The organism is Streptomyces spinosisporus, assembly GCF_022698145.1.
Taxonomy (GTDB): domain Bacteria; phylum Actinomycetota; class Actinomycetes; order Streptomycetales; family Streptomycetaceae; genus Streptomyces; species Streptomyces spinosisporus.
This window is the reverse complement of the sequence record NZ_JALDAX010000007.1, coordinates 380910-394086: the sequence shown is the minus strand read 5'-3', so window position 1 is coordinate 394086 and position 13177 is coordinate 380910. Positions and strand designations below refer to the sequence as shown.

8 protein-coding genes and 1 pseudogene are annotated in these 13177 nt (G+C 73.0%); 7 read left to right on the top strand and 2 right to left on the bottom strand.

Going from position 1 to position 13177, the window contains the following annotated elements; all coding sequences use genetic code 11:
- Positions 1-179 precede the first annotated feature (179 nt).
- The 4 genes from lanKC to MQN93_RS44235 all read left to right on the top strand — a co-directional run bounded on the left by lanKC (position 180) and on the right by MQN93_RS44235 (position 7441).
- The gene (gene lanKC / locus MQN93_RS21270; protein ID WP_242710800.1) at positions 180-2762 is read left to right on the top strand and encodes a class III lanthionine synthetase LanKC; all 2583 of its coding nucleotides are present in this window, start codon (positions 180-182) and stop codon (positions 2760-2762) included.
- A gap of 56 nt (positions 2763-2818) precedes the next feature.
- Entirely contained in the window at positions 2819-2938 is a 120-nt protein-coding gene (locus tag MQN93_RS21265) for a SapB/AmfS family lanthipeptide (RefSeq protein ID WP_242710799.1), read from the top strand.
- Between the two features lie 118 nt (positions 2939-3056).
- Positions 3057-4808 (top strand): ATP-binding cassette domain-containing protein, encoded by a 1752-nt coding sequence (locus MQN93_RS21260; RefSeq protein ID WP_242710798.1) that lies wholly within the window; start codon positions 3057-3059, stop codon positions 4806-4808.
- A 137-nt stretch (positions 4809-4945) separates the two neighbouring features.
- Positions 4946-7441, top strand: a complete 2496-nt coding sequence (locus MQN93_RS44235) for an ATP-binding cassette domain-containing protein (protein WP_505016693.1) — start codon at positions 4946-4948, stop codon at positions 7439-7441.
- Here MQN93_RS44235 and MQN93_RS21250 read toward each other — a convergent pair.
- A pseudogene (locus MQN93_RS21250) lies at positions 7364-7918 on the bottom strand (LuxR C-terminal-related transcriptional regulator); the annotation flags it as partial. The gene MQN93_RS44235 and the pseudogene MQN93_RS21250 overlap by 78 nt on opposite strands.
- Before the next feature lie 309 nt (positions 7919-8227).
- Between MQN93_RS21250 and MQN93_RS21245 the strand changes: the two are divergent.
- Positions 8228-10381, top strand: coding sequence for a PP2C family protein-serine/threonine phosphatase (locus MQN93_RS21245; protein ID WP_372504411.1), 2154 nt, complete (start codon positions 8228-8230; stop codon positions 10379-10381).
- Positions 10382-10461: 80 nt separating this feature from the next.
- Here MQN93_RS21245 and MQN93_RS21240 read toward each other — a convergent pair whose 3' ends face one another.
- Positions 10462-11844, bottom strand: coding sequence for a S1 family peptidase (locus MQN93_RS21240; RefSeq protein WP_242710796.1), 1383 nt, complete (start codon positions 11842-11844; stop codon positions 10462-10464).
- A gap of 192 nt (positions 11845-12036) precedes the next feature.
- On the opposite strand from MQN93_RS21240, the gene MQN93_RS21235 reads away from it, so the two are divergent.
- On the top strand, positions 12037-12450 hold the full coding sequence (locus tag MQN93_RS21235; RefSeq protein ID WP_242710795.1) for a PaaI family thioesterase: 414 nt from the start codon (positions 12037-12039) through the stop codon (positions 12448-12450).
- 468 nt (positions 12451-12918) lie between these two features.
- Positions 12919-13134, top strand: coding sequence for a hypothetical protein (locus MQN93_RS21230; RefSeq protein WP_016430715.1), 216 nt, complete (start codon positions 12919-12921; stop codon positions 13132-13134).
- Positions 13135-13177: the final 43 nt, after the last annotated feature.

Below are 13177 nucleotides of genomic sequence, written 5' to 3'. Positions count from 1 at the left end.
TATGGGCCGCCTGCGCAGCCCCTGTGCGCATTCCGTGGCGGGCGCCGCAAACCGTCCACTCGAAACGCGCCGAACATGTCTTGACGCATGCGTATCGCACGGTGTTCTCGTGACAGCCGTGACTGTCCGTCGCCGTGGCCCGGCTGGAAAGGTCGGAGCCGGGCCACGGAGGGGGACGCATGGACAAGCGCTACGAGGTGTACGCGCTCGCTGACAGACACTTCTACGAGACACCGGACCGGCTCGTCGCGGGCGGGCGGCAGGAGGAGCGCTCGTTCGAGACCGCCCGCCGCCGGGTGCCGGAGGGCTGGGCGTCGGGGCGGATCGGCGACTGGCTGGCGCTGACGCCGCTCGGCGCCGACGGCACACCGCTGCCGGGCCCCGCCCAGGGGTGGAAGATCCACGCCTCGGCCACGCGGGCCGACGCGGAGCGGGTCGCCGCGACCGTGTGGGACTACTGCGTGCCGCGCCGGATCCCGTTCAAGTTCGTGCCCGCCCCGCACCTGCTGCATCTGCGCAACACCAAGTACGCCGGCCGCGACACCAGCGGCAAGTTCGTCACCGTCTACCCGGCCGACGAGGAGCAGCTGCACCGGGTGATGCGCGAACTGGGCCGGCTGCTGGAGGGCTGCGAGGGGCCGTACATCCTCACCGATCTGCGCTGGTACGACGGTCCCCTCTATGTCCGCTACGGCGCCTTCGCGCGGACCTTCACCGTCGACGAGCGGGGCTCGCTCGTGCCGGCGGTGCGCGACGGCGAGGGCCGGCTGGTGCCGGACCGGCGGGCGCCGTCCTTCCAGGTGCCGGAGTGGGTGACACTGCCCGCGTTCCTCGCACCGCATCTCGCGGCCCGCAACACCACGACGGTGGGCGAGCTGCCGTACCGCATCGAGAAGGCACTGCACTTCTCCAACGGCGGCGGTGTGTACGCCGGCACCGACACCCGGGACGGCAGCCGGGTCGTGCTGAAGGAGGGGCGGCCGCATGCGGGGCTGGCCGCCGACGGGGCGGACGCGATCACCCGGCTGCGGCGCGAGAAGGAGGCTCTGGAGCGGGTGGCGGGCACGGGTGTGGTGCCGGAGGTGCGGGACTGGTTCACCCTCGGCGACCACCGGTTCCTGGTGATGGACTTCGTCGAGGGGCGCCCGCTCAACTCGATGTTCGCCGAGCGTCATCCGCTGCTCACGCCGGACCCGGACCCGGACGCCATCGCGCGCTACACGGCGTGGGCGGTGCGCATCCACGGGGCGGTGGAGCGCGCGGTGCAGGCGCTGCACGAGCGCGGGCTCGTCTTCAACGACCTGCACGTCTTCAACATCATGGTCGCGCCGGACGACGAGTCCGTGTTCCTGATCGACTTCGAGGCGGCGGCGCCCGCCGCGGAGAACGGCCGCCAAGTCGTCGCCCACCCGGGCTTCTTCGCACCGCCCGACCGGACCGGCACCGACGTCGACCGCTATGCCCTGGCCTGCTTACGGCTCGCGCTGTTCCTGCCCGTCACCACCCTGTTCGTGGTCGACCGGGGCAAGGCGGCGCATCTGGCCGAGGTGATCGCGGAGCAATTCCCGGACGTACCACGGGAGTTCCTGGACGAGGCGGTCGCGGAGATCACCCGGGACGCAGGGGTGGGTGCCCCCGCGTTCGTGCGGCCCTCCGACTGGCCCCGCAGCCGCGACTCGATGGTCAGGGCGATCCTCGCCTCCGCCACCCCCGAGCGCGAGGACCGGCTCTTCCCGGGCGACATCGCCCAGTTCGAGGACGGCGGCGGGCTCGGGCTCGCCCATGGCGCGGCCGGGGTGCTGTACGCGCTGGCCGGGACCGGAGCCGAGCGGTACGAGGAGGGCGAGCGCTGGCTCCTGGACCGCACGGACCCGCCGCCGGCCGGCACCCCGCTCGGGCTGTACGACGGACTCGCGGGCGTGGCCCATGTCCTGGACCGGCTCGGCCACCGGCAGCGGGCCCTCGACCTGGTCGGGACCATCCTCGCCGAGAGGTGGCAGAACCTCTCCTGGGACCTGCGGGGCGGACTGGCCGGACTCGGCCTGGTCCTCGGTGAACTCGCGGACAGCACAGGCGAGTCGGAGCTGCGCGAGCGGGCCGAGGAGGCGGCGGACCTTCTCGTACGGCGCCTTGCCGAGCCGCGCCCCGAGCCGCGCCGTCGGCGGGCCGGGCTGCTGCGGGGCGCGACCGGGCCCGCGCTGTTCCTGCTGCGGCAGTACGAACGGACCGGTGGGGAACGGCTGTTGGCGGCGGCGCGCGAGGCGTTGAGCCGGGATCTGGAGTGCTGCGTCGTCCAGAAGAGCGGCGGCCTGGAGGTCGACGAAGGCTGGCGGACCATGCCGTACCTCGGCGACGGCAGTGTGGGCGTGGGCATGGTCCTCGACGACTTCGCCGCGCACGCGGACGACGCGGAGTTCGACACGGCGCGGGCCGGCATCCTCACCGCCGCCACCTCCCGCTTCTACGCACAGCCCGGCCTCTTCCAGGGCCGCGCCGGGATGATCCTGCACCTCGGCCGCACCACTCAACCGGCCGCGACGGACCGGCGGTTGGCCGAGCAGATCGACGGCCTCGGCTGGTACGCGATGGCGTACGAGGGCCAACTGGCCTTTCCCGGCCACCAGATGATGCGGCTGTCCATGGACCTCGCCACCGGAACCGCGGGCTGTCTGCTCGCGCTCGACGCGGCCCGCTCGGGCGACGCCCACCTGCCGTTCCTGCCGCCGCTCGGGCGGTCCCCACGACTCGGCTCCGCGATCTGACGGAGTCGTGAACCAACCCCGTCCCCACGGATGGACACACAAGGAAGGACGATTTCATGGCACTTCTCGACCTGCAGACGATGGACTCCGACGAGCAGATGGGCGGCGGTGGCGGCGAAAGCTCGCTCAGCCTGCTCTCCTGTGTCAGCGCGGCGAGCGTCACGCTCTGCCTCTGACCGCGACCGCTGGCCCACGGCTCCGGGCGGTCCGCTCCCTGCGGGGAGGGGCCGCCCGGGACCTGTGCCCTTGCGGTCCTGCACATTTTCGCGATTCCGGATGCGAGGCGGCGGACGGATGACGACCTTGACGACGCGCGCCGCAGATCCCACTACTGCCGTGCTGAACCGCTCCGCCCGGCACAGTGGCATCCGGTGCGCGGCCCTGTGCCTGGTCGGCGCGGCGTCCGCCGGTGCCGCCCTGCTGCTGCCGGCCGCGCTCGGCCGCACCCTCGACCTGCTGCTGGCCCACGCCCCTGCGGGCCGCTGGGTGTTGTACTGCGCGGCACTGGTGCTGCTGGCCGCCCTGCTCGACGCGTGCGAGACCGTGCTCACCGGCACCGTCGACGCCCGGACCACGGCGTGGCTGCGGCGGCGGCTGACCGGTCATGTGCTGGCCACGGGCCCGCGCGCCGTGGATCGCTTCGGTCCCGGTGACCTCGTCGCGCGGCTCGTCGGCAACGCCTCCCAGGCCGGTACGGCCCCGGCCGCGCGCGCCGCGCTGCTCGCCGCGTTCGCCGGTCCCGTGGGGGGCGTGGTGGCCCTCGGGCTGATCGACCCGTGGCTGGCGGCCGTGTTCCTGACCGGGGCACCGGTGCTGGCTCTCCTGCTGCGTGCCTTCACCCGTGACACGACCCGCTGTGTGGCCGACTACCAGCGGGTGCAGGGGCGGATCGCCGGCGCGCTGGCGGAGGCGATCGCCGGTCACCGCACCATCGAGGCGGCGGGCACGGCACACAAGGATGCCGCGCGGATCCTGCGGCCGCTGCCGGACCTGTCGCGCGCGGGGCACCGCATGTGGCGGGTGCAGGGGCGGGCCGCGGCGCAGGCGATGACCGTGGCGCCGCTGCTGCAGCTCGCGGTCGTCGCCGTGGCCGGGCTGTTCCTCGCCCGGCACCGGCTGTCGGTCGGTGAGGTGCTGGCGGCCTCGCGGTACGCGGTCCTGGCGACCGGAGTCGGCCTGATGGTCGGCCAGTTCGCGAGTCTGGCCCGGGCCCGGGCGGCCGCCGGGCGCCTCGGCGAGGTCCTGACGGAACCGGCCACGGTCCACGGAGACCGCCGACTGCCGCCGGGGCCGGGGCAGTTGGAGCTGCGGGGTGTGACGGTCCGGCGCGGCGACCGTACCGTCCTCGACGGCGTCGACCTGGTCGTCCCCGGGGGCACGACCCTCGCGGTGGTCGGCCGTTCCGGCACCGGCAAGTCGCTCCTCGCCGCGATCGCCGGGCGGCTGGCCGACCCGGACGCGGGCGAGGTGCTGCTCGACGGGGTGCCACTGCGTGAGCTGAGCCGTCACGACCTGCGCCGATCCGTCGGATACGCCTTCGAACGCCCCGCGCTCCTCGGCACCACCATCGAGGACGCGATCGCCCTCGGGCCTGGTCCCCTCTCCCCCGCGACCGTCCGCGAGGCGACCCGCCTCGCGTGCGCGGACGACTTCGTACGGCGCCTTCCGAACGGCTGGGCCACACCGTGCGCCGAAGCCCCCCGCTCCGGCGGCGAGTCCCAACGCCTGGGCCTGGCCCGCGCCTTCGCCCACGACGGCCGCCTCCTCATCCTCGACGACGCCCTCTCCAGCCTCGACACAGTGACGGAGGCCCAGATCACGGCCACCCTCCTGACCCACGCCACCCACACCACCCGCCTACTCATCGCCCACCGAGCCGCCACGGCGGCCCGGGCGGACGCGGTGGCCTGGCTGGAGGACGGGAGGGTGCGGGCGGTGGGGACACATGCGGAGCTGTGGCGGGTGGAGGGGTATCGGGCGGTGTTTGGGGATGGGGGGGGTCGGGGTGAGGCCGCGGGGTGGGGCGGCTTGGGGGTACCGGTATGACACGGGGGTGTGGCGATGAGGGGGCGGCTTGAGGTGCGGGATGCGGCGACGAGGGGTCGGCGTTACCCGCGGGATGCAGGGCCGGGAGGCCAGCGTGAGGCCCAGGATGCAGCGGGGGGCCGCCGAAACCCCGCGGGATGTGGCGGCGGAAGCCCGGCACGACTCGCGGGACACAGCGAGGGGCCGCCAAGACCGGCCGGACGCGGCGACGGAAAGCCCGGCACGACTCGCGACACGCAGCAGCGGGGGCCAGCGTGAGGCGCGGAACGCAGCGGGAGGCCGCCAGGACCCGCGGGGCGCAAGAACGGGAGGCCAACGTGAGGCGCAGGACGCAGCTGGAGGCGTCCAAGACCCGCGGGATGTGGCGGCGGAAGCCCGGCACGACCCGCGGGACACAGCAACAAGGCGCAGGCACGCCCCGCGATACGCAGCAGCGGCAGGCCGCCGAGACCCGCGGGACGCAAGGACGGGAGGCCAACGTGAGGCGCGGGCCGCAGTGGGAGGCCATCACGGCCCGCGGGATGTGGCGGCGGAAGCCCGATACGACCCGCGGGACACAGCAACAAGGCGCAGGCACGCCCCGCGATACGCAGCAGCGGGAAGACGCCGAGACCCGTGGGGCACGGCGACGGGAGCCCGGCACGACTCGCGGGACGCGGCAGCGGGAGGCCGCTGAGACCCGCAGGGTGTGGCGGCGGGCGGGTCACGACGGGCTTTGCGTGCGTGGGCTGCGGTTTCTGTGGTTGAGGCGAGGGGTGCTCCTTCGGCTTGTTTGTTGGTCCGTGCTGGAGACGGTGCAGACCTTCCTCACCGGGTACGCCCCCGCGCGCGCCCTCGATGCGGGGTTCCTGGCCGGGCGGGCGGATGTCGGGCTTGCCTGGCTCGGGGTGGCCGGGCTCGGGGTCGTGGTGGGGGCGTACGGGACCGGGCGGGTCTACGCGGCCGTGGCCTCGCTCGTCGAACCCCTGCGGGACCGGCTCGTCGAGGGTGTGGTCGAGCGCGGGGTGCGTCGGGCCGACGGCGGGGCGCTGTCGGGGCTCACCCAGCAGGTGGAGATCGCACGGGAGACCTTCGCCGGGCTGGTGATGGTGTCGCGGTCGTTCGTGTTCACGGCCGTGGGGGCGCTGGTCGGGCTGTTCTCGCTCGCCCCGATGCTGCTGGCGGCGGTAGGGCCGCCGCTCGTGGCCGGAGTCGTCCTCTTCGTGGCGTCGCTGCGGCCACTGGCCCGTCGGCAGGAGGCCTTTCTCGTCGCCGACGAGGCGCTGGCCGAACGCCTGGGCGAGGTGTGCCCGGGGCTGCGGGACATCACGGCCACCGGTGCGGAGGAGGTGATCGCCGCCGACGTGGGCGTACGCGTCGACGCCGAGTTGCGCGCCGCCCGCGCTCTCGCCCGCTGGGGCGTCATCCGCGTGGCGGCACTCGCGCTCGGCGGCCACCTCCCGATCGTGCTGCTGCTCGCCACCGCGCCCTGGCTGCTGGCCCACGGGGTCACCGCGGGCGCCCTGGTCGGCGCACTCGCCTACGTCACCCAGTCCCTGCTCCCGGCCCTCACCAACCTCATCCACGGCCTGGGCACAAGCGGCTCACGCCTGACGGTGGTGCTGCGCCGACTAGCGCCGACGTCCATGTCCGAGGGTCCGCCCGAGATCCCGGCACCCGAGTCCGAGGCTGCGCCCGACTCCCCGGCACCCCCACCCAAAACCCCACCACCCACCCCCGAACCCCCTCCGCCCACCACCGAACACCCCATCACCCCCACCCCCACCCTCTCCCTCACCTCCGTAACCTTCGCCTACGGCCCGGACGCGACCCCCGTTATGAAGGACCTCGACCTCACCCTCGCCCCCGGCTCCCATCTGGCCGTCGTCGGGCCCAGTGGTATTGGGAAGTCGACGCTCACTGCGCTGATCGCGGGGGTGCTGGTGCCCCGGTGCGGGAGGATTCGGGTCGGTGGGGCTCCCGTTCCGTCCGTCGAGGCCGCGCGGCATCGTGTGCTCATTCCGCAGGAGGCGTACGTCTTCACCGGGACCGTTGCCGACAACCTTGCCCATTTGAGGCAGGAGCCGGCGCCCGAGGGGGAGTTGGTCGCGGCGGCCGACGCGGTCGGGCTCGGTCCGCTGCTGGCGAGGCTCGGTGGTCTCGGCGCCGAGGTCGACCCCGCGGTGCTCTCCGCCGGTGAGCGCCAGCTGATCGCGCTGACCCGGGCGTATCTGTCGTACGCCCCGCTCGCCCTGCTCGACGAGGCGACCTGTCATCTGGACCCGCAGGCCGAGGAGCGTGCGGAGCGTGCCTTCGCGCGGCGGCCGGGCGGCACTCTCGTGGTCGTCGCCCATCGCATCAGCTCGGCCAGGCGCGCGGATCGTGTGCTGGTCATGGACGGACGCGGCACGGCGTACGGCACCCACGACGAGCTGCTGGAGACCTCACCGCTGTACCGGGAGCTCGTCGGCAACTGGGGGCCGCCGACACCCTCACAGCCAGCCTTCCCCCTGCGAGATGCGGATCGCGTCGATGCGGTTGCGGGCCCCGGTCTTGCGGGTGATGGCCGCCACGTAGTTGCGCACGGTTCCGTGGGAAAGGTGGAGACTGCCGGCGATCTCCGCGACCGACGCGCCCTCGGCGGCGAGGGATAACACGCTCAGCTCGCGCCTGGTCAATGGCATCTCGGCGGCCTTGAGGAAGCCGTAGCCGAGGGAGTCGTCGACGAAGCGTTCGCCCGCGGCGACCCGCCGTATCCCCCGCACGAGGTGATCGGGCGCGCCCTCCTTGTCGACGTAGCCCAGCGCCCCCGCCTCGATGGCCCGTTTCAGCAGCCCGGGCCGGTGCGCGCTGGCCAGCACGAGGAGCCTGGGGCGTGACCCGTCCGGGCCCCGCGAGGTCAGTTCGCCCAGGGGTGGAACGCCGTACGAGTCGACTTCGAGGTCCGCGGCGCAGACATCGGGCCGCAGCAGCCGCGCCCGGCCGGGCGCGCCCCGCCAGGGGGTGTCCTCCACGCGGAGATCCGGCTCCCGCCTCAGCCACTCCGCCAGAACCGATCGCACCAGACACGCATCGTGCACCAGTAATACCCGGATCACTGCCCGCCCCTCAGTTTTCCGTCCGCCGGTCATATCAATGGTGAACGCGTGCCCATTCTTCGCGTCCATGACCACCCGAGGGGCGCGAAGTTCCGGCCATTACGGGCGCCGGGGTTCGCACCCCCGTAGGCCGCATCCCGGCGCGCGGCGGCCGGGGGGGGAATCGTCGCGGGCAGAGGGGGTACCCACCCGTTCTTCACCGTGCCGGGGTGCTCCTGCTTCACCGTGCCGGGGTGCCTCCGCGCCGGACCGTGCGGCGCCGTGGCGGCCGCTCGCCGTGCGCGACCGGCCGTCACAGGGCAGATTTGGCCCTGGGACGCGCCCCTTCGGCTGTGCGAGGAGGTGGTCGGCGTGTCCGACGGACACAGGTCCGCGCAGGTGCCGGCGACCTCGAGGACGCGGGTGGGCCGGCCGCTGCTGTCCCTGGCGCTGGCCTCGATGATGGACGAGGTCCACGCGCACTCCGGCGCGGTGTATCTGCTGGCGCCCGGCGAGCCCGTCCTGGAGATGGCCGTGGTGGCGGGACTGCCGCGCGCCTTCGCCGCTCCCTGGGAGCGGGTGGGCCTGAGCGCACCCATCCCGGTGGCCGACGCCGTGCGGGAGCGCCGGCTGGTGTGGGTGGGTGGCGAGGAGGAGATGGCGCGCCGCTATCCGCGGATAGCCGTCGTGCTGCCGTACCACTTCTCGCTGGCCGCGCTGCCGGTGGCGACGGAGACGACGACGTACGGCGCGATCTATGTGACCTGGCCCGGAGGCCATCCGCCGGTGCTGTCCGACCGGGAGCGCGAGCATCTGACCGCGGCCTGCGACCGGCTCGCGCTACGCCTGGAGCGTGCCCTGGACGAGAGCCGTCCGCTGCTGCACGAGCCCGATCTGCTCGGCGTGCCGGCGATGGGCAACGTGGCGGGTTCGCTGGGTTCGGTGGAGGCGGCGCGGATGGTGTCGCGGCTGCCGTACGGGCTGTGCTCGCTCGATCTGCACGGGCGGGTCAGTTTCGCCAACGCGGCGGCGGCCGAGCTGATCGGCCTTCCCGTCAGCCGCCTGCTGGGCACCCAGCTGTGGGCGTCGGTGCCCTGGCTGAACGACCCCGTCTACGAGGACCGCTACCGTGGCGCGCTGTTCAGCCAGCAGTCCACGTCGTTCGTGGCGCTGCGCCCGCCCGGGGCCTGGCTGTCGTTCCGGCTGTACCCGACCACGACCGGGCTCACCGTACGGGTCACCCGGGCCAGGGCGGTGGCGGAGATGCACCGGGCCGCCCCGCAGCCGGACGAGACCCCCTCCCGGCTGGTCACCATCTCCCAGGTGCTGACCCTGGCGGGCGCGCTGACCGAGGCCGCGGGGGTGCAGGACGTGGTGCAGCTGGTCGCGGACGAGATCGTCCCGGCCGTCGGCAGCCAGGCGCTGGTGGTCCTCGGCTCCCGGGCGGGACGGCTGCATGTGCTGGGGCATCGTGGATATGAGGATCCGCATCTCGTGGAGCGGTTCGACGGGCTGCCGCTGGCGGAGCCGACACCGGGCACCCACGCCCTGAACACCGGGGTGCCCGCCTTCTTCGAATCGCAGGAGCAGTTGGAGCGGCTGTATCCCCGGCGGCACGAAACCCCCGACGGCTTCGCGGCCTGGGCGTATCTGCCGCTGATCGCCTCGGGCCGCCCGGTGGGCACCTGTGTGCTCGCCTACGCCGAGCCGCATCCGTTCCCCGCAGACGAGCGGGCGGTGCTGACGAGCCTGGGCGGACTCATCGCCCAGGCCCTGGAGCGTGCCATGCTCTACGACGCCAAGCACCAGCTGGCGCACGGGCTGCAGGCCGCCCTGCTGCCGCACTCGCTGCCGACGCTGCCCGGCCTGGAGGCGGCCGCCCGCTATCTGCCCGCCACGCACGGCATGGAGATCGGCGGGGACTTCTACGACATGGTGTCCTCGCGGGGCGTGGCCGCGGCGGTGATCGGCGACGTGCAGGGGCACAACGTGACCGCGGCCGGGCTGATGGGACAGATCCGCACCGCGGTGCGCGCGTACACGACGGTCGGGCAGGCGCCGGAGGAGGTCATGCGCAGCACCAACCAGCTGCTGATCGACCTCGGCGCCGATCTGTTCGCGAGCTGTCTGTATCTGCGGCTCGATCCCGCGCGCGGGCGGGCCGTGATGGCCCGTGCGGGTCATCCGCCGCCGCTGCTCAGACGCCCCGACGGGCGGGTGCGGGTGCTGGATCTCGCGGGCGGCCCGCTGCTCGGCATCGACGGCTCGGCCGGCTATCCCACGACGGAGGTCGACCTCGCGCCCGGTTCGGTCCTGGCGCTCTACACGGACGGGCTGATCGAGTCCCCCGGCACCGACATCGAGGACGCGCTCGCCGAACTCGGCCGACGGCTCGCGGAGGCCGGGGAACTGCCCCTGGACGATCTGGCCGACCATCTCGTGGCGCACAGCCCGGCGGCACGCGAACGGCTCGACGACGTGGCGCTGCTGCTCCTGCGGGCCCGCACCGAGACCTGAGGAGACCGAGGTGACATGGCAACGGTCCGGCCCTCCCGCCGGAGAGCCGGACCGTCCACTGCCAACGTCGAACCGGCCGATCAGTGGGTCTCGGTGAGGGAGGACGAGCCGTCGCCTGCACCGGACTGGTCGCCCGCACCGGCCTCGTCGCCCGCACCGGCACCGGACTGGTCGCCGGCTCCGTCGCTCGCGGTGGCCGACGGGTCGGCGGTCGCGCCCGCGTCGCCGCCGCCCACCGCGTCGCCGCCGCCGGCCTGGTCGCCCGCCGAGGCGGACGGGTCGGCCGCGCCGCCCTGGTCACCGGCGCCCGCGCCGCCGTCGCCGAGCGTCGCGCCGGTGGCCTGCAGCGCGGTGGTGACCGGCTGGAAGAAGGTCTCGCCGCCGTTGGTGCAGTCGCCGCTGCCGCCGGAGGTCAGGCCGACCGCGCTGCCGTCCTGGGTGAACAGGGAGCCGCCGCTGTCGCCGGCCTCGGCGCAGACGTCGGTCTGGATGAGGCCGGTGACGGTGTCGACGCCGTTCGGGTCGGTCTCGCTCTGGAAGTTGACCGTGGCGTCGAGGCCGGTGACCGTGCCGTCGTGCAGCCCGGTGGTGCTGCCCATCCGGAAGACCTGCTCGCCTACGGTGGCCTCGGCGGCCTGGGTGATCTGGACGGCCTGGCCCTCGCCGGTGTTGACCTCGCTCGCCGCCTGGGTGGCCGGGTCGTCGTACTTCACCAAGGAGAAGTCGCCCTCGCCGGGGAAGGTGGCCTGGTCGACCGTGGCGATGGGCTGGCCGGTCTCGGAGTCGGACCACTGCTGGGCGGCCACGCCGCAGTGACCGGCCGTCAGGAAGGCCGGACTGCCGTCGCTCGCGGTCACGTTGAAGCCGAGGGAGCAGCGGACGGTGCCGCCCTCCGCCTGGGCGAAGATGGCGTCGCCGCCGGAGACGAGCGTCTTGAAGGTGCCGGAGCTCTTCTTCACGGTGGCCATGCCGTCACCGAGGCTCTTGACCGTCGATGTCAGTCTGTCCCAGTTGGCGCCGGTGACCGTGCTGTCGGCGGTGACCGCGAGCTTGTTGGTCTTCGGGTCGACCGCCCAGGCGGTGCCGGGGATGGTCGCCTTGGCCTTCAGGGTCTGCGCGCCCGCCTTCAGCGCGGCCAGGCTGTTGCCGACCTCGCGGACCTTCGCGCCCGCCTTCTTCGCCTGGACGACCACGTTGTTGTCGTCGCCCGATATGACGTTGACGACAAGCTGCCGGCTGTCCGCGTCGTAGTACGAACCGGCGAAGGCCTGACCGAGCATGTCCTGAAGCTGCGCGGCGAGATCCGAGGCGTCGGTCGCCTTCATGGTCCTGGGGGCGGCGTCGGTCGACGAGCCGTCCTGCGACGCGTTCGCGTTCGGCAACAGGATGGCGGCCGCGCCGAGCGCCACGACGCTGCCTGCCGCGATCGCGGCCTTGCGCTTCGGAATTCGCTTGTGACTCAAGCTTCTCGACCTCCTGGGGGGACCGGAGTCTGTGTGCCGCCGTTCGGCAGCGGTTCTGTTCGGGCGCCTGGATGGCTGTTGGTACGCACGGGCCGCGCGGTGCGTTCAATTCCGTTTGCCAACTCGCTCTGCCCGATGCCGAATCGGCCATGTGCCGCGTCCGGCGGGCCGGCCCGGGGAACAATCGCCCATATGACGATGACCACCGCCGAGGCCGACAAGGTCCTCTCCGCCAACTTCGCCCCTTGGGTCCTCGAACTGGGCCTGACGACCGAGGCATTGGGCGACGACCGGGCGACGCTGCGACTGCCCTGGTCGGACCGGCTCTCCCGGGAGGGCGGCGGGCTGTCGGGGCAGGCGCTGATGGCCGCCGCCGACACGGCCACCGTGATCGCGGTGTCGGCGGCGCGCGGGGCGTTCGTGCCCATGACGACGGTTCAGCAGTCCACGTCGTTCCAGCGCGCGGTAACCGGTTCGGATGTCCTGATCGAGGCGGTGCTCACCAAGCTGGGCCGCCGGATGGCGTTCGCGGACATCACGATGACGGACGCGGCATCGGGGGCACTGGCCGCGCGCGCGAGCACGGTCTACGCGCTGCTCGGCTGAGGTGATCCACCTTCACGGTCCGCAGTCGAACGACCACACCCCGTCCAGAACACGGTTCTGAATCCAAGCTTCAACCAATCTGCACAGCCACTACGCACCGGGGTCACCGAGCACGAGGGATCTGCACACGCACACGCCTTGCGCCACGCCGTTGTGACGGGAGTGTCTGATTCGCCGACGCACCGGCAAGGCCGCGGACGAAGCAATGCCGTGACGCATGTGAAGAAGTCGCCACAGATTCGTGCGCACCCCTGCACCGATCGGTGCCCCTGTGGTCCAAGTTGCCTGGTGAGACGCATGGTTGATTGGAAGCGCGGCCCCGCAGCGTGCTTTGATCCATCGCACCGCGGGGGCCGCGAAGGGTTCCCGGCAACGGGCGCCCGGCGCTCGCGGTCGCGGCCGTCGCTCTGTCCCCCAGAGGGGGGCCGCTCCCCCCTTGTGAATATCCATACGAAGGGAAGTTCCATCATGAACTCCACCCCCCGTGTCGAGACCGTCGAGATCTCCGACGCCGAGCTCGACAACGTCTCCGGCGGCCTCTCCGTGAACGCGGTCAACACCGTCACGGGCGCCCTGGACGGCATTGCCCCGGTTTCCGGCATCGTCGACACCGCTGTCGGCACCGTCGAGGGTGTGACCGGCCTGAGCACCGCTCCGGTCACCAACCTGGTCGCCGGTCTCTGATCGCACCTTTTGTGATCGTCGAGTCCCGGAGTCGTGTCGCGGC

Bases quoted from the DNA above. Each gene is read 5' to 3' on its own strand.
- lanKC (WP_242710800.1), top strand. From the start codon at position 180: ATGGACAAGCGCTACGAGGTGTACGCGCTCGCTGACAGACACTTCTAC.
- MQN93_RS21265 (WP_242710799.1), top strand. From the start codon at position 2,819: ATGGCACTTCTCGACCTGCAGACGATGGACTCCGACGAGCAGATGGGC.
- MQN93_RS21260 (WP_242710798.1), top strand. From the start codon at position 3,057: ATGACGACCTTGACGACGCGCGCCGCAGATCCCACTACTGCCGTGCTG.
- MQN93_RS44235 (WP_505016693.1), top strand. From the start codon at position 4,946: ATGTGGCGGCGGAAGCCCGGCACGACTCGCGGGACACAGCGAGGGGCC.
- MQN93_RS21235 (WP_242710795.1), top strand. From the start codon at position 12,037: ATGACGATGACCACCGCCGAGGCCGACAAGGTCCTCTCCGCCAACTTC.
- MQN93_RS21230 (WP_016430715.1), top strand. From the start codon at position 12,919: ATGAACTCCACCCCCCGTGTCGAGACCGTCGAGATCTCCGACGCCGAG.